We start from the raw sequence: 22637 nt of genomic DNA, 5'->3' as shown, positions 1-22637 counted from the left end.
GGATAATTTTATGGAACGCAATTACGGAACTGGTCGCCGCAAGACGTCTACCGCTCGTGTCTTTTTAGCGAAAGGTACTGGTAGCATTGTCGTTAACGGCAAGCCACTCGATGAATATTTCAGCCGCGAAACCTCACGTATGGTTGTTCGTCAGCCATTAGAGTTACTTGATTCACTTACTGCTTATGACCTATTTATTACGGTCAAAGGCGGCGGTATTAGTGGCCAAGCAGGCGCGATTCGCCATGGTATCACTCGTGCTCTAGTCGAGCTTGATGACACTAACAAGCCTGCTCTAAAAGCAGCTGGTTTTGTGACTCGTGACTCACGTCAAGTTGAACGTAAGAAAGTTGGCCTACGTAAAGCACGTAAGCGTCCACAATTCTCGAAACGTTAATCAAAGCTATTACTTATCAGCTTACTACGGTGGTATTAGTCTTAGGACTGATTTGAGATTTATTGTAGTTGATAAGAATATAGACTTGCAAAGCCTTATAAGCGCTATTTGCCTTATAAGGCTTTTTTGCGCTTGTACCTTTGCTAAAGAACATAGATATCACCTAGAGTAGCATTTGAAAGGTTGCATAATAACTTGCAAAGTTATCAGCGCTACCTCATCATACTTGTACCTTTTATAACTGATCTGACCCTATGAAAGCGCCTGAACAATACGATCCTAGCAAACACAACAAGCCTGATATATCGGACAGTGCTAAGGCGTCTACGCCATCTGCAAAATCGCCAGCCGTACCTAATGGCACACCAAGTATCACTCAAACCCAAAAAAAAACCGCACACGCTGACAAAAAGCCTTTTCAATGGCAGTTTTTATTACCAAAATATTGGGCAATCTGGCTGTTGATGGCTATCATGCTACCGATGATATATCTGCCATTACGCTGGCAATTTTGGCTCGGGCGTAAGCTTGGTATTGTAATTTACAAAGTCGCAGATTCACGGCGACGTGATACGCTCATTAATTTAGGCTTAGCTTTTCCAGAAAAGCTAGAAGCTGAGCGCGAGCTAATGGCCAAGCAAGTCTTTGTCAATCAAGGCATAGGCGTGTTTGAGACTTTATGCGCCTGGTTTCGTCCTAATATCTTTACTCGTACGGTTTCCATTTCAGGATTACAGCACTTAATCAATGCGCAGAACGAAGGCCGAGCAGTCATTTTATTGGGTGCTCACTATACTATGCTCGATCTAGGTGGTCTGCTCTGCACGCAGTTTTTTGCCACCGATTGTATGTACCGTACTCAGAACAATCCTTTGCTAGATTGGTTCATTTATAACGGTCGCACCACTATTTTTGGTAAGCAAATATCAAGCCGCGATATGCGCAGCTTAGTTGATTCTATTAATTCAGGTCATGTTATCTGGTACTCACCCGATCAAGACTATGGTCTCAAACAAGGTGTAATGGCACCTTTTTTCGGTGTACCTGCTGCGACGATCACGATGCCGCGCAGGCTGGCTAAACTGGGCAGTAAAAAGAACCCGCCAGTGGTGATAGCATTGCATACCTATCGTCAGACGCCAGATAATCTACCACGCGGTAAGCGCCCGCATTATCACCTTACCATTACCCCTACTTTGCATAACTACCCCAGTAACGACGAAGTCGCTGACGCCACACGAGTCAACGAGGTACTAGAGAGCTTGATTCGTATTGACCCCACTCAATGGATGTGGTTCCACAGGCGCTTTAAGCATCAGCCCAAAGGTCACAAAAACCCTTACAAGTAAGGTATGCACTCAAACCAAGCGCTACAGAATTTGCTATAATTTGCACAACTATTTGAGCCATTTCTAGTGACTCAACGACCTCTATAAAATAATTAACCACGGATCTTTTATGAGTAATCAAACTGACACGCCTATACAGGCACCCAAACGTATCCTAACCGGTATCAAACCTACTGGTATCCCGCATCTTGGAAACTATGTTGGTGCCATTCGTCCCGCTATTGCTTCTATTCAAAATAGCGATGATGAAGCGTTTTTCTTTTTGGCAGATTATCACGGAATCATCGGCTGCTATGATCCTGCTGTCATTCATGAGTCCACCAAGTCTATTGCTGCTACTTGGATCGCTTGTGGTCTCGATCCTGAGCGCGTGACTTTTTATCGTCAGTCGGATGTTCCTGAGATATCAGAGCTGGCTTGGGTGCTGAACTGCTCGTGCGCTAAAGGACTGATGAACCGCGCTCATGCCTATAAAGCAGCCGTCGACATTAATACTGAAAAGGCGGACGTCGATATAGATCAGGGTGTGACCATGGGGCTATTTGGCTACCCTGTACTCATGGCGGCAGATATCTTGATGTTCAATGCCACTCACGTACCTGTCGGTCGTGATCAAATTCAGCATATCGAAATGGCACGTGATATTGCGGGTACTTTTAATCATCGATACAAGCCGCTCTTTACCTTACCTGCTGCGGTAGTTGACGATAAGATGCCGCTACTAACGGGGCTTGATGGGCGTAAGATGAGTAAAAGTTATAATAATACGATTCCGTTATTTGGCGATGGTAATTCGCAAGTGAGCTCTGAGAAGCAAATGTATAAAGCGATCATGAAAATCGTGACCAACTCGCAATTACCTGATGAGCCAAAAGAGGCTGATGACTCTGCTATTTTTGAGATTTACAAAGCGTTTGCGACGCCTGAGGAGATTGCTGACATGCGCGCGCAATTCACTGCTGGCATTGGTTGGGGTGATGCTAAGCAAGCGCTGTTTGAAAAAATAAATGACGAGATTTCACCCTTTCGCGCGCGTTATGAGGAGCTAATGGCCAATCCAAAGGAGTTAGAGGAAATCTTGCAAATGGGCGCGCAAAAAGCCCGTCGACATAGTCGTAAACAGCTGGATAAGACGCGCCGTGCTATTGGTATTCGTCCGCTTGCCAAGTTGAAATAACTGGTCAAGCTCACGTTAATAGTCTTATAGTTAAAAGCGAGATCTATCATCACTGATATTAGTAATGGCATGCAAGACGATAGCACACTACGCATTTATCAGACGCCTATCGAACATCTGCCAGAAGATCTATATGTACCGCCTGGCGCTTTTGCGATTTGGCTAGAGCAATTTGCAGGGCCGCTGGATTTTTTATTATATTTGGTCAAAAAAAATAATGTCGATCTCACGCAAATGCCTATCTTGCCGATCACTGAGCAGTATCTGGCTTATATCAGCGAGCTTGATACCGATCACTTTGAGCTGGCAGGTGACTATCTATTGATGGCGTCCACCTTAATTGTGATCAAGACGGAGCTACTACTACCCAAGCCGCAAACACCTAGTGATGAGCGCGATCCCAAAGCAGAACTGATCGAGCGCTTGCAAGCATACGCGCAAATCAAAGAGGCAAGCCTGCGCTTGGATGCGCTCGTCCGTCTAGAGCGTGATGTCTTTTTAGCCATGGTTAGTATGCCTAATGTAGAGGTGATGGCTGCTCAACTGCCCAAACACTCGCCCAATCTCTTGATTGAGAGTTTATTCAAAATGCAACTCAAACCTGACTATCAGATGCATACTATTGAAGTCGATAGCATCCCTCTCTCTGATCGTATTGCTAGCATTAGCCGGCAACTTAGTGCGGGCGAATCTCGATCTTTTCATCAGATCCTCGATAAGACACAAGGTAAAATCGGTGTGGTCGTCAGCTTCGTCGCTGTACTTGAACTCATAAAACGGCAATTGGTTGGTGTAATAGATGACGAGAAAAACGATTCATTACCTACTTTAAAATTAGAATGGTTGGCGTAGGGTGTGGTTAGTTTTGTCAAATTCCTATAAAGAATGAAGATAAAACGTAACCCGCTGTATTAGAATGTAATCACCATAAAATGGTGGGTTACGCTTCGCTAACCACACCCTACATCTCAATAAACATTCTCCTATAAGAGCAATTCCCAAATGGTAAATAACAATCCTACCAATGCCGAACATCTTAGTCTACAGATAGAAGTACTACTCCATGCGTCCGAGGCACCGCTTAGTGCTCAGGCGATTAAGAAACATCTGTTTTTATCTACTAAAGAATTAGAGTCAGCTTTAGCACAATTAGAACAGCGCCTAGCCACTGGTGCATTGAGACTTAATAAAACCGCAAGCGGCTACCGACTACAGATAGCGGATGATTATAGCGCGCTTGTTCAACGGGTGTTCCCGCAGCGTCAAGAGCGCTTAAGTCAGGCGTTGCTAGAGACACTTAGCGTGATCGCCTATAAGCAGCCTGTGACACGTAGCGATATCGAATATGTACGCGGTGTGGCCTTATCGAGCAACATATTGCGCCAACTGTTCGATAAAGGCTGGATAATTGAGGATGGGTTCAAAGATAGCCTAGGGCGTCCAGCGCTACTACATACGACATCGCAGTTTTTGGATGCATTTGGCTTGAATAGTCTAGAACAGCTACCCCCAATACCCGATATTGGGACGGTTGAGAACGTTTCTTAGAACATTACTCATTATTATAGATGAGCATCGACCTTAGCGGATTCTGTAGCTATCGACTGTTTTTGATACAGCAATAGTAAAAGATGGCTTATGATAAATGATCTTTGAGTAGTCGTTTATTTGGGACTGTCCATTTTAGAGAACACAGTATCAATTACCTGCACAGTCTTATTCATTTCTATAACCATCAAAGTTGGATGTACTAAGAACATTAGACTTGTCTCCCCTAACCGCTGAGCTATCGGCAGCCTGTTTGTTGGACGTAAACCATTGTTATCAAAAGCCTTTTCTAAATAAACCTCTGACGCTGAACCCGAAAAGCAAGGGATGCCCATCTCATTTATTTCCGTGATGATGCGATTTCTTGACCAGTCTGGAGTTAGGTTATCCGGTTGTACATAGACGTATAATTTGTAATACGCATGCTGGGACTGCTCAAAGCCTGACGTCTGCTCCAACCGAGGTACAGATAAATAGCCTTTATCAGCCCATTTATCGCAAGCGGCTAGTATGGCTTGCGCGTTCTTGGTGCGAGCGGTTGTCCAATCCTGCATTCTGTTTAATTGAATACGGCCTATGACCCCCTGCATCTCCGTCATGCGCCAATTGGTACCGAAGCTCTCATGTAACCAGCGATACCCTAGCGCGTGCTCAGTCTCATAAACAGCGGCAAAGCTTTTACCATGATCTTTGTATGCCCACATCTTGCGCCATAGCTGCTCATCGTTGGTGGTGACCATTCCACCCTCGCCGCCTGTGGTCATGATTTTGTCTTGGCAAAAGCTCCATGCCCCTATATGACCGATACTCCCGACACTACGATCTTTGTAGCGTGCGCCATGAGCTTGTGCGCAGTCCTCTATGACGTATAGATCATGCTGCTCGGCGAGTGCCATGATGCCATCCATAGCACAAGGCCAACCTGCAAGGTGGACACATATGATAGCGCGAGTCTTAGCGGTCAATACTAATGCGATAGTTTCAGCGGTTATGTTCCCTGATACCTCGTCGACATCGGCGAATATAGGTGTCGCGCCTGCATTTACTACGGTGGAGATACTAGCGATAAAGGTACGCGGGGTGACGATGACCTCATCACCTATACCAATATTTAAAGCTTGTAGTGCCAAGTCTAGCGCTAGAGTACCATTGGCCACTGCTACTGCATAAGTGCTACCTATCCACTCAGCGAACTCAGTCTCAAACTGACGACATTCATTCCCTGTCCAGTAGTTGACTTTGTTAGATAAGAGCACTCGGCTGACGGCATCAGCTTCTTCTACCGTAAAGCTTGGCCACGGTGAAAACTTAGTATTTAGCATATGCACCTCTATAACGTGTTCAATCGCTTAGTCTTGTGTTATTACCTGTGAATTTGCTCATCGTCGCTTCGCCGTCAGCATTGATACCGTCCCTTACGATAACTTTTTGGACAGTTTTGAATAGAATTTTGATATCCAACCAAAAAGACTGATGGTCAACGTACCATATATCAAGTGCAAATTTCTCGTCCCAACTGATAGCATTGCGTCCGTTAATTTGAGCGTATCCTGTGATGCCAGGACGCACGTGGTGGCGGCGTGCTTGCTCATCGTTGTATAGAGGCAGATACTCCATTAACAGTGGACGTGGCCCTACTAAACTCATATCGCCTTTGATGACATTCCATAATTCTGGCAATTCATCTAAACTCATATTACGTAGCATGTGACCCAATGACGTGAGGCGCGCCTCATCTGGTAATGGATTGCCTTGGGCATCTATCGCCTCTTTCATAGTACGAAACTTAACCATCTCAAAAGGCTTGCCATATAGACCAGGACGCATTTGATGAAACAGTACTGGCGAGCCTAAGTGTCGTCTGACTTTATACGCGGTCATCAGATATATCGGTGATAACACAATGAATGCTGTACTACTGGCAGTAATATCAAAAAGTCGTTTTAACATCTGCGTTTACCTCAATTTTATTTCATTTCAAAGGCTTATAGAGCTGGGCTTAACATAATTGATAATCAACTACTTACAAACCGCTCTTCTAGCTTGATCGCGTATCTTTATCTAGAAACTGAGCATAAATCCTTGTCATAGCATCTAGTGCATTAGCAATATCAAATACTGCCGCCCGCTTTATCGCAGATTTCGCTATTTTAGAACGTCGCTCATCATTGCTATATATCTCGAATATAGCATCAGCTAACGCTTGCAAGTCATCTTGCGCGAACAAAACACCATTCACACCATGCTCGATAATCGTACCATGTCCCCTATCGATCGTCGCAACAGGCGGCAATCCACACATCATAGCCTCCACAAGATTGATGCCCAGACCTTCTTGTTTGCTCGTCGATACGACAATATCAGAGGCTTGATAGTACTTTTCGATATCAGTAACGAATCCGGCAAAGCGTATTTGACGATTAAGCCCGCAGCTCTCGACATATGATTTAATCTCACTTAGCAATACGCCTTTGCCTGCGAGCAATACCGTAAAACTCTTCATTTGCGTCCTTAGACGTTCAGTGGCATCTATGAGCAATCGATGATTTTTTCTCTCAATGAATTCAGCGGCATAAATGATGACAAAATCGTCTTTGTCGATATTTAACGCATCTCTTAGAGATATCTTTTGTTCAGATAACGGCGGTTTAAAGCGCTCAGAATCTACGCCGATACCAGGTATCACAAAATATTCGGTATCAGATGAGCCTTTTGTACGTATCAGATCAAAATCTTCTGTATTAATACAGATAATCGCATCAGTAATATAAGTTAAGGCCACTTCAACAGGATAGTATGTCAACCAAGACCAAGCACTTGCGCCTTTAAAGAAATGAAAGCCATGTGCGGTATATAAAAGCGGTGTGCCTTTTTTTCTAGCGACAATAGCGGATAGCCTCGTGAGCACACTGGCCATAGGGGTATGACAAGATATCAAGGCGTAGTCGTTATCATCGATAATAGCTTTTAGTTGAATCAAGCTTTTGATATGTGATAATGATAAAGGAGATCGCTCAAAACCAATGTGCCATACCTGTGACACATTACTATCTATAAATTCGCCACGACAAGCCACATGCACCTCAAATCCGCTATCATAAAACCACTTAAGATAAGGTCTGTGAAAGGCATGAAAATGCTCTGCGACTGACGCAACAAACAGTACTTTACGCTTAGACATGGTCAATACCTGGTATTTTCGTTGAATATATACTATTCAATGCCTTGTTAAATGTCTTTAGCATTGGGTCTGGCGCTTTTGTTTTTTTACTCTTTTTGTTTCTACGTTTGAGAAGATAGTCCAAGGTTCCTGTTGATGCCATCACTTGTACCACTCCTGTTTTTAGCGCAGACTTAGCAATATATCTAAATCTCTTAGATCCTTTATCAATTAAAGGCGCGTGATGCTCTCTTTCTGCTCGATAGGCGCTTATTAGTTTTTGGAGTGTCACATTTCCCTCCTCTCGATACAGGTACAAAGGCTCTTTGAGGGAGATGGCACGAAAATCTCCGGCTTTGGCAGCTCGTAGCCATAGCTCACTATCTTGCCCAACTGGTAGCGACTCATCGTAGCGATTGCGCTGATACCAGCTTTTACGTGCTATTAGACCTGCATGCAAAAACCCTTGCGACTTATTTAATAGCTTGTTAAAGGTATAGTTATGTTCATCAGCCCCCCTATAACCATTAAAAGAGCCATCTTGCTTGATAGAATAAGTACCGCATGACGCAAGATCGTACTTTTCATTCGTGGTCAAGACATCTAATAGCTTTTGTACTCTATCTGGCGTCATCATGTCGTCCGCATCCATACGTGCGATAAAGTCATACTGAGCCCTCTCAACCAACTCGTTGAGACGCGCCGCCAAACGGCGATTTTGACCATCTGAATACACCCTTACTCTAGGATCACTAATCGATTGCGCTATCGCTAAGGAGCCATCTGTAGAGCCATCATCAATCAATATGAGCTCCCAGTTTTGATGGGTTTGCGCAAATACAGAACGTACTGCCTCTAACAAAGTAGACTCAGCATTGTAAAAAGGAATACAGATAGTGACGGGCGCAGAAGGATTCATCAGAAAATCTCAAAAATGGGGTTAATAATATACGGGGTCAAATTACTAAATCGAGACGTCGTTAAAACAAAATATATAAGAAAAAGCCCTGCGCCGATACCGGTGATATAGATATTATTTATTTTTTTAAAGATGACAGGCAGTATCAAAACTAGGGTCCACGTAAAGTAACTCAATAACCGCTGTGGTCCTGATGGGTTTGCGCCAAGCATGGCGATAGGTATCATAAAAGCGACGCCAATCGCATAAAAAGAGAATAGCGTGATAAACGACTCATCCTTTATTTTATAGAGTCGAATAATAAATAAGATAAACAATAGTAGCGCTAGATAAAACCCTAAAATGAACAACCCTCCAGCACTGTCAGAGGTCGCGACGTACCCCTCATACCTTGCATTAGTCGATGCAATATAGGCAATCAACATGCCGCTGATAGTAAAAGACCCTATAAAGGTTATTATGATTTTGTATAAAGGCGCTATATTGAGGTGCACTAAAAAGTAAAATGGAATCATAAATAAAGCGGTCGTATGAAACAATGAGGCTAACAAACATATCAGCAGATAAGGAATCAATCGCTTATCTAATAGAAAGGGTAAGGCGAAAGCAAATATAGCCATCGCTAAACCTTGGCGTAATCCGTTAAAAAAGAAGGGATAAATACCTAGCGTTATGAATAAATACACAGAGAACCAATAATCTACGCTATATTTTCTAATGATAGTTAGGTAGCAAAATACTACGATAAATGCAGTACTTATAAATAGCCAAAAATAACTATGAGTCACGCCAAGTAGCGCATATTCTAATGCTTGGTAGCCTAGCTCAACAAACGCTTCAAACTTGAAATTATAGACGTCAAGTTGCTCTCTAAAGTCTTGAGTATAGTTCCAAGAATCTGTTCCCACGCGAAAACTACGCACGCCTGCAAACAAAGTAAGAACGATTAGAGGTACCCAAAAAGACTTACGGTTAAGCGCTTTTTGTTCTAGTACGATCCAAAAAGTAACAAAGCTAAGAACCAGTAAGTATGGAATCATATATGCCTCTTTTTTGTGGGCTCTAGTCAGAGACTGTTATAAACTTGCGCCAGTTTCTTTGCATTTTCAGACACATCAAAACCATTTGACTTGAGTATTTTTATCTTTTGTTCTTTAGAGCATACTAACTTATTGTTATTCAATAATGCTTGTACCCAAGTGCTTGGGTCATCTATCGGTAAAAATTCAACTAAGCCTATTCCTAAGTCCACCTCAGTTGATACTTGAGTGGATACTAAAGCGTTTAGCCCAACTGTCTGACTCTCAACCAGCACAACGGGAAAGCCTTCATGCAAAGACGGCATGATCATATAGTCGGCACTTGCCATAAGTTCAGTGATATCAGTACGTACTCCCAGGAACCGAACGTGCTCAGTGAGAGCGCTTTGTTGTACTTGATGTCTTAGCTCGTCTTTTAAGTCTCCTTGCCCGACGATGTACAAGGTAAAATCTATGTTGCGATCTTTTAGTAGCTTTGCGATCTTTAGTGAGAATTGGTGGTTTTTGACATCGCTTAAGCGGCCTACTTGAATGAGCTTCAGACCTTTGTTATTAAACGTCTCGCTTATATAATTCCCCGTATTATCGGCGATAGCCATCATCTTATTGATATCTACCGCATTAGGTAGTATCCAGACCTCTTTTGTCGTACCAAATAAGTATTTGGCAGCAAGATCGCCGCAAGCAATTTTATAAGTGGCCACTTTACGATTGGTTATTAATGACCAGCGCTCGTATATTTTGCCTGTCAGCGTAGATTTGCTACTACTGGTATTGTGAGAGTGAGAGATAAGATGTGGCACGCCAGCGCCTTTTGCCGCTAACAGGTGAAAAGCATTACTTAGTAACATATGAGCGTGTACGATACGGTACTCAGGATGCTGACGTAAAAACTGCATCAGCGCGAGCATACGCGAAGCTGGATTGCTCGCTATTATTGGAATAATCCTACCGCCCATTGCTATAATCTCATCATCATAATCGCCAGCGTCAGAGGTGAAGTTCGTAAAATCAAACTGAAACTGACTACGATCTATGTGCCGATATACATTCATCAACATAGTCTCAGCACCAGCACGATCCATTTTACTTACGATATGTAGCACTCTTTGCATACTTATCACTCCTCTTATTACTCAATATCGAACCTACTCTGTATAAGACTTATCTTTGTACTGCTCTGAGTCTCTGAGTGCGTCGTAACGCTTGACGCAGCGCTTTTATTCCACACAAGTCCATAGGATATGGCATACCCACTATAGTAGAGACCATCAGATGCTTGATATTAGTTACACTATTGTATTCAGCTGTTTGCATCGTCTGCTCTGATTGTTTAACAGCTTTGAGCGCAGTCGCTAAATATTTAGAATTGATACGCGTTAAAATCCTCCAATGACTCTGCCTACACTTATAAGTAAAGACACTCTTAACCCCATGAGCTTTGTATTCATGTAATAAATTTTTTACTATCGCGTGAATAGCAAATAGATCTAGCAGCTCTTTACCTCTTGATTCTGTGATAGAGGTATCTCGCTGCCTGTATAAGTAAAAGCTGACCGGCAAGTGAAATCGTTTAGTCGTAGATAGACCAAGGTGCCAATGAAAGGGCCAGTCCTCATAGTACAAACCGATTGGAAAACGCAATGATGAGGAACGTATAACACTTGCGCGTATGAACTTAAGCCATGCAAAGTGTGGCAGGTTATAATAACTAGTATCTTGTTCAATGGCTTTGTACACTGATCTACTACAAGGGTATGGTAGTGCTATATCTGCTATGCCATCGTCAAAAGGCATGAAATCATAAGTAATGACTTCAGCTCCTGTCCTAAGGGCGCAATCCATACAAGCTGTTATCAGATGCGCGTCTATAATGTCATCAGAATCAACGAACACTATGTATTCACCTGTCGCAGACTCGATGCCCGTATTGCGAGCTGCAGAGAGCCCTTTGTTTTCGCTGTGCTGGACGAGTTTTATGCGCCTATCATCGAGATGATGATCGAGTAGGTGTCTAGAATTATCAGTAGAACTGTCTTCGACGACGATAATCTCTAAGTTTTTATAGGTTTGCTGTCTGATAGAGTTCAGACAAGCGTCAAGGTAGTTTTCCACGTTATATACAGGAACGATGACACTGACTAATGGATCTACTGTAGTACTCATAGATACTCCAGCGCTTTTTTTAGATCGTTGTATTTATTGCTATCGACTGGGGACTCATTTAGTGTCCCATGAGACAAGGATAATAAACTCTCGATAGCCTTTGAGATTTGATCTATCTCATCAATCTCTAAAAAAATAATTCTGGGATGATTTTGTAACCAGTCAGCCTGCGTCTGTCTTATTTTGTGGTTGGAGTTTGGCAGTACTAGACAAGGCGTACCGGAGAGTAGACTCATAATCATGCCATGCAAACGATCCGTGACAACCAGATTTGCCGTTCGAAATTGATTAAGCTTATCCGTCAATAACTGAGTACAATGCGCCGCGCTCAACTGCGAGCCACCAGCATGAGTATCCGTCTTCTCTATGTTACAACCCGTTTTCACTAATGCCTTATCAACGATGCTGTACTGCTTACTTGTCAAAGCCGCTTCTTTATCGTCTCGCAGGCAACGAAGAATACCCGACGTTTTATGACATTCAGTTGCGCCAAGCAGCTTTGCTGTCGCACTCATCACAATGTCTGGCACGAGATTGACGCTAACATTATTGGCACCGCTAAACATCTTCGTTAGCTTAGCGAAGCTAATAGACTCTCTAGCAAAAAGATGAATATCAGGATGACTGGAATATACTTTTATAATTTTTTTTAATGCTCGTTTTGATTGAGCCGATTGATTCCAATCAAGGGTTTGTGGAAAGCTGATAATACGGTTAGTCCTAAAAGTTTTTATCACCAGTTGCCGTAGAGCTTCGATATCAGGATAAGTACCGCCCATGTTGCCGCCGCCAATGATAGTGACGATGTCATCAGCCTTTATTTGCTTGTTAATTGAATCGATTAAAAATCTGGTTTGGCTAATGGGTATGCTAACGACCTCATAATTAGGTAGCACATTATTCAAAAACTGACTTTGAGCAAAAGAGATGGCGATATCACCGATATTGCCGTAATCTGCTGCAAGAAAAACAAAAGCCTTTTTGCCTGAATTAAGCTTTATTTCTTTTTTTTTGAATAAAGAAGTAAGCTTAACTTTAAAGGTAAGCGGTAATCTTTTAGAAACTACATTTAAATACTTCAAAATAAATCTCCTTGTCGATTACCAATACTTTCATCGATTAAGTATGCGTTACAAAAGTTGAAGTCCTTGATTGTTTTTCATTGAACTAATGAATGATCCTACCTTTTAGCTTCGTTAAGAGCTTACGGCGGCGAGTCCCTTGAGGGAGTAAATATATTAGTGGAGGGTTTCGTTTAATAGTTTTTTGAACCTGATGTATCCATTTGCTATCTACAGTTGCATTTGTCATCTCTAAGAGAATACGTTCCCATTCTGAGATAACATGACTACTAGAGAGTATCATTCGCTTGAGATGCTCTGTTTTGAGCGGAGTACTAAAACAAGTAGGATCTTTTACACCAGCAATCAAAAAGTTAAGACGAGTTCTAACGCACTTCTCGCATTCACCGCAGTTACGATCAGTGTTATCGCCCTCCCAGCACACTCGCAAGTTGCGTACTCCGCACGACCATGCTGAGAGGGTTCTAATTTTTTCAGTACGATCAAAGCCGCAACCATCATGCATTATCTGAAAAACACCCGAGCTTAGCATGGGGTCTAACATAGGATGATCTCCCATACGCATAAATAGCTCACTGTAAGAGGGACCACCAGCGATGAGACCAACGCCTGCGTACTTGTAAAACGCACATAAAACCGAAGCTAATGCTGAACCAAAATAGCTCTCCCAGTTAATACTCCAAAGTTCACGAATATTGGTGCTGACAGTAAACAATTTTATGTCCAAGTCCTCTAAGGCTGCAGATGCTAGTCTTTTCGCACCAATAAAACCTTTTTCATCAGACAGTGATATATCAAAACCATGTATAAACACACCCGCTTTTAGTCTTTGCGAACTATATCCAGCTTTTCCTGTCGCATGACGGTAGGCTGTGAACTGAGCATCAGCGCCACCAGAAAAGGCTACGATAGCTCCCGCTACTTTTGTCTCACATTCTCGAATACTCTTAACTTGTATATCTACTAAAAAAAACTGTTCAGGTGACCACTTTTTCCAAACCTGTTGAAACTCTGTAAGGTTAGCAAGTAGCGCACTAGAGATACTCCCATGGACAATTATGTTCAATCTCATTTGCATTGCTGGTAGCAATACAGCAAGTAAGTAAGAGTCACAGTTATCATCTTCTGGCATTGCTATAGCAGAAGGATATAGAAACCATAACTGCTTATCAGTACGCTCACCACTAGCAGAGATTTGCGCTAACAAACAACAACGTCTTACACCTTCATCACGGGTCTGACTTTGTTGAGGCAAAAGCTCAAGAGAACCTTTCATACAAAGCTCCTAAAGTAAAAGTAACAAAACAAGCTGTTAATTATTGCTAAATCTAGACTGTATGTAGTTAGTCCAATACAAAAAAGATATAGCGGGACTGGGATGAATGTATCCCAGCATCGAGCAGCGTAGGCACTGTCGGCGTAGGCACTGTAAGCCCAAAAATTTATACCCGTTTTGCGTTATTAAATAACGTATCCATTTTATTTGGTATCGACTGTATATGATCTACTTCATTTTTTTATAAATATTATTTGTGGCTACATTTATGTAGAAGTAACGAATATATATCATTCAAGCAAAACAATAATTTCTAAATTTTATAATTATCGCCTTTTATTAGGTGCTTTATCTTAACCAACAGTATCACTATATTAATATTAACATTGGCTGTTTTTGAAAAATAGGTATAGAAAATATCTTTGTTAGTAGAGTATAAATCTCTATACTTTTTCTGAATATCAAATTTATAATTGCTAAAATCTTTAAAATAAAGAGCTAGGACAAAAGTATGTTTAGAGATGTCATTAATCTCCTGCTTAAAATCTTCAATCAGTCCTCGTTTTCGAACGTAACGACATAGCTCCGATAAGAATAATAAATTATCTTCTAAGACCCTCACCTTTATAGGCTTCCTACTTACTGAATTTGGCGCTACAACAACGTTGTGGAGCACTTTATCTAAAACTATGATTTTTTTGGTATGACAATATAAACTATACACAAATAAAGCGTCTTCGTTATGTTTTAAATTCATATTGAAGGTAACTTTGCTCTTTAAAACAACTTCTCGTCTAAAGAAGTTCAACCAAGCAGAAGCAGGACTTAATTTAGTATTATTAAGAAATAATTTGAGATTGACATACTCTCTATAAGCCTTAGGTTTTCTTTCTCCTACTACTTTACCTAACTCATAGCCGCGACATCCAAAATAAATAACATCAGCATTAGTAGACTTTGCAACATTCATCAAAACCTCAAAGGCATTCAGATCCAAGAAATCATCACTATCTAAAAAATATAACCATTCCCCTTTAGATAAATAAATACCTAAGTTCCTAGTTATACTCACACCTTGATTATCTTTATCGATAAATCTAATTCGGCTATCTCTATCAGCATACTCCTGGCATATCAAAGGGGATCTATCTGTACTACCATCATTTATTAGAATAATCTCTAGAGCTGCGTATGTCTGGTTGATAACTGAATCCAAGCATTTTTCTAGATAGTCTTCTTTGTTATAGACTGGTATGACTACACTTATTAAAGTCATACTCATAACTATATCTCCAATAACAGTTGATTTGACGATTTGTACGATTTAACTTAAACAATGTATTTTTTACTAAATAATTTTATTACCTTTCGACGTATCTATAAGCCTTTAATATCGTAGCCCTAAGCTGCCATTTGGTTAGCCATAACCGCCATTTAATATATCTCCTAACTCGTAAACTAAACCGGTTATGTTTGGATGTATTGTCTGATACTTTATTTGATGCCATTTTTCTCTCTTCATGTATATTACTGGTAGAGAAGTCTAAGGGATGATCAACGAAATTAGATATATATATTTTATCGATAATATTTTTTTTGGCTAAGTAACGCCAATCATCTGCAACTATAAATTTTTGCTGAGATAACTCTATAAAGCTCTCAGCTAACGTTGAACTCAAAAGATAGCAACACCCTCCGTGAATAAAGTGGTCGCTCTTAATTGTTTTGCTAAATTTTTGACCTCCTATATTTATAGGGTTTTTAAAACTTTTGACGATCATTTTTTGATTAAAACAAGTTTGACCACCGAGCAAATAAAGGGTTTTTGAATTAAGGTTAGTCTCTTTGAACTTACTAATGAATGTCTTAAATCTTTCGTCCAAAATAGCATCGTCTTCTAAAATACATGCCCATTTAATGTTGTTATCTAACATGTCTTGATAAACCATCAAATGGCTTAAAGCACAACCAATCTCACCAGCAGTCGCTGGAAATCCTCTTTCGATGATAGCGCCTGTACTTTTAACTCTATATAAATCTAACGTACTATCGGACAGCTCTTTTCCATATATAGCATCTACAAAATCAAACTTGATATCATAGTTATTTAGAGTGTTAGAGATAACTCTTCTTTTCTCTGTATCTTTTTTTAGTGAGACTATATAAACTTTTAGCATATTTTTTGTCTTTTATCCTTTATCGTTCAATGTTAACGCAAATATCAATATATTATTATTTATAATGAAGCAGTTATAACTTATATTAGCTAAAAAAATACTTCAGAAATAAAGTTGTCAATCGACTTCAAATTGGATGTAGAATTACCCTAAAAAATTAAGCATGCTCAGCCATTTTTCTAAACTGAGAGTTGGTCTCTACTAGCTCGTGATAAGAGCCTTGATCCACTATTTTTCCTTGATCTATTAGATAAATAATGTCGCACTTTTGCACTGTTTTTAGACGGTGAGCGATCATAATAATGGTCTTTTTGCCACTTAAATCATGGATAGCATCCATGATTACCTTTTCTGTAATACCATCTAGAGCACTCGTCGCTTCATCAAATACCAGAACATTTGCTTCGTAGTAGAGCGCGCGAGCAATACCAATGCGTTGACGTTGGCCACCTGAGAGCTGAACGCCGCGCTCACCTACTGTGGTATGTACACCATTTGGGAGCTGATCTACTAGTTCTGTTAAGCTTGCAAGTGCTAGTGCTTTATTGACTTTTTGTGGATCGATGTCTTTGGCAGGTAGTCCAAAGGCTATGTTTTCAGCGATTGAACCTTCGCTCAGAAATATACTTTGCGGAACAAAGCCCAAGGTATTCTGCCAAGCACGTTTGTTTTCAGCAATGATGCGCGTATCATCCATATATAGATGACCATTTTGCGGCGTTAGTAGCCCAAGCAATACATCAATCAAGGTTGATTTTCCAGAACCAGAAGATCCGACTATACCGACGACGCTATTGGCCGGAATAGTCATAGTAATACCGTTTATAGCAGGTAGGGTTTTACCTGGATAATTAAACTTGATATTGCTCAAGGTGATTTTTTCCTTTAGCTCATTTTGTGTAGCTATAGGTTTTGTCGTGGTAACTTCGCTATTATGAGAGGAGTGTTCTAAGTCTTCTTTCACCGCTTCAAATGCTGATATATTCGCTTTAATGCTCGCGACACTGGCATAGATTTGCTGCAAAGCTGGAAGTAGTTTGAATGCAGCGAGAGCGTAAACCGCTAGAATCGGCAATACCGCTCCCAAATTACCCTCGTGTAATTTAATCAGTAGTAGCACCAGACCAATCATGCTACCAAAAGCGATGAGCTCCATAAAATAGCGCGGTACTTGACTAATACCCGTATTGGTCCCTAAAGCGCGGGCAAAGATCTCGCCACTGTCTTTAAAACGTTTGATAAAGTCATGACTACGATTGAGCAACAGGACATCTTTAATGCCGCCAAACCCCTCATTCATTAATCTAAAGCGATCAGTAGATACTTGAGATATTTTTGTGCCATTAGAGACCAGTTTTTTACGGACAAGTTTATAAAGGATAAAATAGGCAAGAGCGAATAGGATTAAACCTACTACTGCTATTACAGGATTGTAGATGACGATACTAATAGAGATAAGAGTAGCTAAGACAACTTTGGCATTCATTTGCATTAAGGGCTGTATTATTCCACCCGTTATACGCATAGCTTCTGTCGATATCTGCTTGGTCAGCTGCGCACTGCTACCGCTGGCATGAAACTGCCAATCTTCTTGCATATAATGAGTATAGAGACGATCTGCAATCTCAACTCCTACGCTTGCTCCATAAAGTGCGAGCTTCCAAGTGGTATACATAGATACTAAGGTTGACAAAGTTAGCGCTACAAGCACCAACAAACCAGTATAAAATACAAAATCCATAGGATCAGTTAAACCAGATAGTTGATATAACGCCGCAAAAACACTGTTCGTTTCAAGTATAGAGATGTCACCGACTAAGGCCATAAAAGGCGCTATGGACGCAATGCCTAATAGTTCCGTAAAAGCCATGATAACGACCAGAACTTGTAGGACATAAAACTGTCTGACTTGTTGAACTGAGAGCAGTCCAAACAGCTGCTTTATCATGCTAAACATAATCATCTCACTATAAAATAAATCTAAGAGCTACCTATGCTAGGTTTTTGTCCTGCATAAGCGACTTAAATGACCTCAACTTGGCTACTAATTAACAGCTGTCAGAGTACAGACTATGCGGTAGCTGTGTTCTCCTGATAGCCTTCTACAAAGTGTATGCACTCCTCTTTTAACCATTCAATATCATTTATCTGAGCTCTATAAATGAGCTGAGATAGCATGTTCTCGATATCCTCCAATGCAAAGCTATGTTCGATCGCTTGGCGAATGAGAGGATGATGCGTTGTCTCGACATTATCGTCGCCAATGATAAGCTCCTCGTATAGCTTCTCACCAGGTCTGAGTCCAGTCACAACAATTTCCATATCGCCGTTAGGATTGTCTTTGTCCTTGAGCTTACAACCCGTCAGATAGATCATACGCTTGGCAAGATCCATAATCTTGATAGGCGCACCCATGTCTAAGACGAACACCTCACCACCCGTTGCCATCGCGCCCGCTTGGATAACTAAACTTGCGGCTTCTGGAATCGTCATAAAGTAGCGAGTTACTTCGGTATGAGTGACGGTAATAGGCCCTCCTCTCTCAATCTGCTTAGTAAATAGAGGAATTACAGAACCTGATGACCCTAATACATTGCCAAAGCGCACCATACTAAAACAGGTCGCGCTATCTTCTTGGCTCAATCCCTGACAAACCAGCTCGGCCAAGCGTTTAGAGGCCCCCATAATGTTAGTAGGTCTAACGGCTTTGTCCGTTGAGATCAGCACAAAGGTCTCAACATGAGCTTGCATCGCAGCATAAGCGCAGTGGTAAGTCCCTTTAGCGTTGTTGATAACGCCCTCAAAAGGATTGTGTTCGACGATGGGCACATGCTTGTACGCGGCCGCATGGTATACCGTCTGTATGCGGTAGTTGTCGAATACTTTAAGTAGTTTGTCTTCGTTGGTCGCATTGCCTAGCATGGCGGTGATCTCAATACTTTGATAAGCAGGATGCTCACTTTGTATTATCCTCAGCTGCTGATGAATGTCATATAGCGCAAACTCAGACAACTCATAGAGCACCAAACATTTTGGCTGATTTTGTAGGATTTGTCGGCACAGCTCACTACCAATAGAGCCGCCAGCACCAGTGACCAAGACATTCTTGCCAGCGATATTCTTACCCAGTAGCTGAATATCAGGCTCTACCGTCTGACGATTCAACACATCCAAGATATCAACAGGACGCATATCACTTACAGTCGCAATGCCATCTGCAATCTCATGTAAGCTTGGCAGCTGTTTAATCTTGACTGCGATCTCTGATATCTCATCGATGACTTGTCGGCGCCGGACTCGGCTCACCGATGGTAGTGCGACAAATACTTGTGCAACCTCTAGCTTCTCGATCAAAGCGATCAAGTCATGTGCTGCATAGATTTTTTTTCCTAATAGGTAAGCACCGACTAACTGCGGATCATCGTCGATATAAGCGACAACATGGTACTTACAAGAGCGCTTTAAGGCATCACCAAGCTCTTTACCCGCTGAACCTGCACCATATATAATAATGTTCTCGCAGGAATTATTATCAGAAGACGCTCTTTGTTGTCCGCTATGATCACGGCTTAACAAAGTCTGAATACTTAGGCGACTACCCCACAACCAGATAAACAATAAAAATAAAAATAAAAAGGGCGTTGAGCGCGGAACAATGGACATCCATTCGATATAGTTAATTGCCTGATAAGCGATAATAAGTACGACAAATAGCTTGAGCACCTGATGCATCGCCGCATCACAAAATATCCTTGTGACGCTCTGATAGAATCCAATCCAATACAACCCAATCACAGCAGGCAAAACATAAAGAACAAGCTCTAAGGGACTAACATGGTTGGCGATATAGCCATAACGTAAAGACAGGGCAAAAAATACGCAGGCGACTGATATGACTAAGTCAGTACTCAGTAAAATGAGGCGTTTTAGGTTACGCGGTAATGACATCAGCCACTGAGTCATTTGATAGCGCTCACCGCTTTTTGTCTGATAACTATCACTATATTCTAGTTTTTTAATCATGATATTTACCTGCTTGTCCGAGTCCTATTAATTGCTACCGTATTCGTAATTGTAATAATAGCTGCGCTTGTCCTTTTTGCTTTGCTGCATATCGTTGATCACGATGCCATCAACTTTGGTATTTGCCTTCTCCATCTGCTTGATAGCATAGGCCAACTGCTCCTCTAACGGATCATTGTATTTGGTCACCATTAGCACCGTATCAGCATATTGCGAAATAATGACTGCATCTGAGGCGGCCAGTACAGGTGGTGAGTCTATGAGTATGTAGTCATAATGTCCTGCAAGCTGTGCCATCAGATCACTAAATTTATCACTAGCAAGCCAAGAGGAAGGATCGTGCGCGTTTTGTCCTCGCGGTATAAAATCAATGTTATCTATAAGCGTGACATGCGTGATGCGTGATGCCGAATCTGCCTCACCAGTGAAGTATTCACTCAAACCAAAGTTTTGTTCTATTGCAAAAACACTATGCAGGTTGCCCATACGCATATCGGCGTCTATCACCAGAATCTTTTTGTTAAGATGAGAGAATACCTCTGCTAAATTGGCCGTAATAAAGGACTTGCCACCATGAGGACTCTCTCCTGTGATAAGGATAACTTGACCACGAGTACTGTCGGCACCAACTGCTCGAGCTTTACTCATAGCAGGTTGACCGAGCATCAGATACGTTCGAAGACTTTTGATAGCCTCGTAACTCAGGCTACTTTTATCGATATAAGTGAGCAATCGACCCGCTGATTTTTTGCCATCGATTAATTTTTTGAGTGGTTGCGAGCGCGGTATCATCACCAGTACAGGCACGCCCATTCTGTCTTCTAGACCATTAGGATCTTTTACGTCGCTTCTTAAGAGATGTTTTAGCATCACGGACATGATGCCTAGTAAGGCGCCAAATAAGAGTCCTGCTAGAATGATAAGCGTTTTATTAGGAGCAATAGGTACATAGGTATCTACTGGGAGATCTACGATACGGGTATACCCCGTTTGACCCGCTTCAACAATTTTGAGTTGCTCATAATTTTTGAGCATAGTGAGATAGATTTCTCGGTTGATGGCAACGTCTTCTGATAACTGTAAAAACTCTCGTTGAATCTCAGGCAAGCCTGCAACCGTATTATTGATACTCTGTTTTCTATCATTTAATACTCTGAGCTGATCGTTAATCTGAATGACCATCGGATGCTCATCGGTGTAGTAAGTGGTTAGCTCCGCTTTATTTAACTTAAGCTCGTTGAGCTGAGTCTCAATTTGCGCATTTTCTGTCAATAACAGCTCAGCTTCTCGGCCAACATCAATAGTGCCGTATCTTTCGCGAAAGGTATTAAAGACTGCCTCTGATTTTTCGAGCTTTTGCTTAAGGAGAGGAATTTGGGTTCCCATAAAGGCAACCGTCTTTGTAGTTTCCTCAGCGCTGCGGGCTTCACTTTGCTCGACGTACGATATGACGATCTCTTTTAGAATGCCGCTTACTTGTTGCTGATTGGATCCCGTCATAGATAGCTGAATGATACCGCTCAAATCCCCTTTTTCTATGACCTTTAACCTACTACTAATGTTATTTGTCGTAAACTGTATAGACTGTCTGGTGATGGCTATGGGTTGCTGACTACTAGGGAGATTGAGCACTGTAATTTGAATATCGCCATTTGTGCCATTAAATTGCTGTGGTACATTCAACTGACCCTTGAATTCATCGGCCGCATTACTTAATGTAAATCCAGTACCTGATCTTATTAAGGTAAAAGGCTGATCAAGATACTCTGCGGCGACCTCAAACTGACTGATTTGAGCAAGTCCATCGCTCGTTTGCAGCGACACCTCATCGGTTGTGTTGAGTTGAGTATTTATTTTATCTCTTGTAATTTTATCAATCACACTAATAGTAGGATCGCTTAGACGAATCTGCAAATGTAGTAAATTCACCACAGGATCTAATACCATACGTGATTTTATGAGTTCTGTTTCTGCCTGAGACTTACTCTGTTCAGTATCGATAAGACCAGATATATTTTCACCAAGGCCTGGTATGCCTTGCGAATTTTCATCGACTTGCACAAGCGCATCTGACTGGTATATTGGCGTGACATAACGGGAATATAAGACTGCTAGTATTATTCCTAGTGACACAAATAAAAGTATAATCTTCCACTCACAGCGTAAGACATCGAACAGACCTAATAAATCAAGTTCGCTGTTTTTTTGCCTATTTATAGATTCTGACTTTTTACTTGAGTCTATTTTCATAAGCCTACTCAGTGTCTCAGTGGTTGTAACTGCTTTAGATGTAGAATAACTATTGCAAAATAATTCACTTTTC

Annotated in this window: 19 protein-coding genes; 5 read left to right on the top strand and 14 right to left on the bottom strand. The window is 41.4% G+C overall.

Annotated elements, in window-relative coordinates:
• Positions 1-10: 10 nt before the first annotated feature.
• From rpsI to scpB, 5 genes are all read left to right on the top strand, one after another.
• Entirely contained in the window at positions 11-397 is a 387-nt protein-coding gene (gene rpsI, locus ACR64G_RS03775) for a 30S ribosomal protein S9 (protein ID WP_435980196.1), read from the top strand.
• A gap of 254 nt (positions 398-651) precedes the next feature.
• Complete coding sequence (locus ACR64G_RS03770) at positions 652-1746, top strand: LpxL/LpxP family acyltransferase (RefSeq protein WP_435980195.1); 1095 nt, start codon at positions 652-654, stop codon at positions 1744-1746.
• A gap of 109 nt (positions 1747-1855) precedes the next feature.
• Positions 1856-2923, top strand: coding sequence for a tryptophan--tRNA ligase (trpS, locus tag ACR64G_RS03765; RefSeq protein ID WP_435980194.1), 1068 nt, complete (start codon positions 1856-1858; stop codon positions 2921-2923).
• A gap of 69 nt (positions 2924-2992) precedes the next feature.
• A complete protein-coding gene (locus tag ACR64G_RS03760; protein WP_435980193.1) occupies positions 2993-3775 on the top strand; it encodes a segregation and condensation protein A in 783 nt (260 codons plus the stop codon).
• A 150-nt stretch (positions 3776-3925) separates the two neighbouring features.
• The gene (gene scpB, locus ACR64G_RS03755) at positions 3926-4471 is read left to right on the top strand and encodes an SMC-Scp complex subunit ScpB (RefSeq protein WP_435980192.1); all 546 of its coding nucleotides are present in this window, start codon (positions 3926-3928) and stop codon (positions 4469-4471) included.
• Positions 4472-4587: 116 nt separating this feature from the next.
• Here the strand turns inward: scpB and ACR64G_RS03750 are convergent, their stop codons facing one another.
• From ACR64G_RS03750 to ACR64G_RS03685, 14 genes are all read right to left on the bottom strand, one after another.
• On the bottom strand, positions 4588-5793 hold the full coding sequence (locus ACR64G_RS03750) for a DegT/DnrJ/EryC1/StrS family aminotransferase (protein ID WP_435980191.1): 1206 nt from the start codon (positions 5791-5793) through the stop codon (positions 4588-4590).
• Between the two features lie 19 nt (positions 5794-5812).
• Positions 5813-6421: a sugar transferase gene (locus ACR64G_RS03745; protein ID WP_435980190.1), complete on the bottom strand. Its 609-nt coding sequence runs from the start codon at positions 6419-6421 to the stop codon at positions 5813-5815.
• Positions 6422-6509: 88 nt separating this feature from the next.
• Positions 6510-7652 carry a glycosyltransferase family 4 protein gene (locus ACR64G_RS03740; RefSeq protein WP_435980189.1) on the bottom strand — a complete coding sequence of 381 codons (1143 nt, stop codon included), beginning with the start codon at positions 7650-7652 and terminating at the stop codon, positions 6510-6512.
• On the bottom strand, positions 7645-8550 hold the full coding sequence (locus tag ACR64G_RS03735; RefSeq protein WP_435980188.1) for a glycosyltransferase family 2 protein: 906 nt from the start codon (positions 8548-8550) through the stop codon (positions 7645-7647). Before ACR64G_RS03735 ends, ACR64G_RS03740 begins: the two co-directional genes overlap by 8 nt.
• Positions 8550-9590: an EpsG family protein gene (locus ACR64G_RS03730; RefSeq protein ID WP_435980187.1), complete on the bottom strand. Its 1041-nt coding sequence runs from the start codon at positions 9588-9590 to the stop codon at positions 8550-8552. The genes ACR64G_RS03735 and ACR64G_RS03730 overlap by 1 nt, the downstream gene beginning before the upstream one ends.
• Positions 9591-9616: 26 nt before the next feature.
• Complete coding sequence (locus tag ACR64G_RS03725) at positions 9617-10705, bottom strand: glycosyltransferase (protein WP_435980186.1); 1089 nt, start codon at positions 10703-10705, stop codon at positions 9617-9619.
• Between the two features lie 49 nt (positions 10706-10754).
• Positions 10755-11756 carry a glycosyltransferase family 2 protein gene (locus tag ACR64G_RS03720; protein WP_435980185.1) on the bottom strand — a complete coding sequence of 334 codons (1002 nt, stop codon included), beginning with the start codon at positions 11754-11756 and terminating at the stop codon, positions 10755-10757.
• Complete coding sequence (locus ACR64G_RS03715; RefSeq protein ID WP_435980184.1) at positions 11753-12838, bottom strand: polysaccharide pyruvyl transferase family protein; 1086 nt, start codon at positions 12836-12838, stop codon at positions 11753-11755. Before ACR64G_RS03715 ends, ACR64G_RS03720 begins: the two co-directional genes overlap by 4 nt.
• A gap of 85 nt (positions 12839-12923) precedes the next feature.
• On the bottom strand, positions 12924-14114 hold the full coding sequence (locus ACR64G_RS03710) for a hypothetical protein (protein WP_435980183.1): 1191 nt from the start codon (positions 14112-14114) through the stop codon (positions 12924-12926).
• 313 nt (positions 14115-14427) lie between these two features.
• On the bottom strand, positions 14428-15396 hold the full coding sequence (locus ACR64G_RS03705; protein ID WP_435980182.1) for a glycosyltransferase family 2 protein: 969 nt from the start codon (positions 15394-15396) through the stop codon (positions 14428-14430).
• A gap of 79 nt (positions 15397-15475) precedes the next feature.
• Positions 15476-16291 (bottom strand): glycosyltransferase family 25 protein, encoded by an 816-nt coding sequence (locus ACR64G_RS03700; protein WP_435980181.1) that lies wholly within the window; start codon positions 16289-16291, stop codon positions 15476-15478.
• A gap of 157 nt (positions 16292-16448) precedes the next feature.
• The gene (locus ACR64G_RS03695) at positions 16449-18248 is read right to left on the bottom strand and encodes an ABC transporter ATP-binding protein (RefSeq protein WP_435980180.1); all 1800 of its coding nucleotides are present in this window, start codon (positions 18246-18248) and stop codon (positions 16449-16451) included.
• A 113-nt stretch (positions 18249-18361) separates the two neighbouring features.
• Complete coding sequence (locus tag ACR64G_RS03690) at positions 18362-20314, bottom strand: polysaccharide biosynthesis protein (RefSeq protein ID WP_435980179.1); 1953 nt, start codon at positions 20312-20314, stop codon at positions 18362-18364.
• 27 nt (positions 20315-20341) lie between these two features.
• Positions 20342-22564: a polysaccharide biosynthesis tyrosine autokinase gene (locus ACR64G_RS03685; protein ID WP_435980178.1), complete on the bottom strand. Its 2223-nt coding sequence runs from the start codon at positions 22562-22564 to the stop codon at positions 20342-20344.
• Positions 22565-22637: the final 73 nt, after the last annotated feature.

It is taken from the genome of Psychrobacter sp. DM4 (assembly GCF_051307035.1).
Lineage (GTDB): Bacteria > Pseudomonadota > Gammaproteobacteria > Pseudomonadales > Moraxellaceae > Psychrobacter.
Note: the sequence above shows the minus strand (reverse complement) of the source record. Positions and strands in the feature narration are given on the sequence as shown.

What these genes read in the sequence shown, in the direction of transcription:
- ACR64G_RS03745 (WP_435980190.1), bottom strand. Translation starts at nt 6,421, where the DNA reads ATGTTAAAACGACTTTTTGATATTACTGCCAGTAGTACAGCATTCATT.
- ACR64G_RS03720 (WP_435980185.1), bottom strand. Translation starts at nt 11,756, where the DNA reads ATGAGTACTACAGTAGATCCATTAGTCAGTGTCATCGTTCCTGTATAT.
- ACR64G_RS03730 (WP_435980187.1), bottom strand. Translation starts at nt 9,590, where the DNA reads ATGATTCCATACTTACTGGTTCTTAGCTTTGTTACTTTTTGGATCGTA.
- ACR64G_RS03710 (WP_435980183.1), bottom strand. Translation starts at nt 14,114, where the DNA reads ATGAAAGGTTCTCTTGAGCTTTTGCCTCAACAAAGTCAGACCCGTGAT.
- ACR64G_RS03690 (WP_435980179.1), bottom strand. Translation starts at nt 20,314, where the DNA reads ATGATTAAAAAACTAGAATATAGTGATAGTTATCAGACAAAAAGCGGT.
- ACR64G_RS03705 (WP_435980182.1), bottom strand. Translation starts at nt 15,396, where the DNA reads ATGAGTATGACTTTAATAAGTGTAGTCATACCAGTCTATAACAAAGAA.
- ACR64G_RS03735 (WP_435980188.1), bottom strand. Translation starts at nt 8,550, where the DNA reads ATGAATCCTTCTGCGCCCGTCACTATCTGTATTCCTTTTTACAATGCT.
- rpsI (WP_435980196.1), top strand. Translation starts at nt 11, where the DNA reads ATGGAACGCAATTACGGAACTGGTCGCCGCAAGACGTCTACCGCTCGT.
- ACR64G_RS03760 (WP_435980193.1), top strand. Translation starts at nt 2,993, where the DNA reads ATGCAAGACGATAGCACACTACGCATTTATCAGACGCCTATCGAACAT.
- ACR64G_RS03725 (WP_435980186.1), bottom strand. Translation starts at nt 10,705, where the DNA reads ATGCAAAGAGTGCTACATATCGTAAGTAAAATGGATCGTGCTGGTGCT.
- ACR64G_RS03770 (WP_435980195.1), top strand. Translation starts at nt 652, where the DNA reads ATGAAAGCGCCTGAACAATACGATCCTAGCAAACACAACAAGCCTGAT.
- trpS (WP_435980194.1), top strand. Translation starts at nt 1,856, where the DNA reads ATGAGTAATCAAACTGACACGCCTATACAGGCACCCAAACGTATCCTA.
- ACR64G_RS03740 (WP_435980189.1), bottom strand. Translation starts at nt 7,652, where the DNA reads ATGTCTAAGCGTAAAGTACTGTTTGTTGCGTCAGTCGCAGAGCATTTT.
- ACR64G_RS03695 (WP_435980180.1), bottom strand. Translation starts at nt 18,248, where the DNA reads ATGTTTAGCATGATAAAGCAGCTGTTTGGACTGCTCTCAGTTCAACAA.
- ACR64G_RS03685 (WP_435980178.1), bottom strand. Translation starts at nt 22,564, where the DNA reads ATGAAAATAGACTCAAGTAAAAAGTCAGAATCTATAAATAGGCAAAAA.
- ACR64G_RS03750 (WP_435980191.1), bottom strand. Translation starts at nt 5,793, where the DNA reads ATGCTAAATACTAAGTTTTCACCGTGGCCAAGCTTTACGGTAGAAGAA.
- ACR64G_RS03700 (WP_435980181.1), bottom strand. Translation starts at nt 16,291, where the DNA reads ATGCTAAAAGTTTATATAGTCTCACTAAAAAAAGATACAGAGAAAAGA.
- scpB (WP_435980192.1), top strand. Translation starts at nt 3,926, where the DNA reads ATGGTAAATAACAATCCTACCAATGCCGAACATCTTAGTCTACAGATA.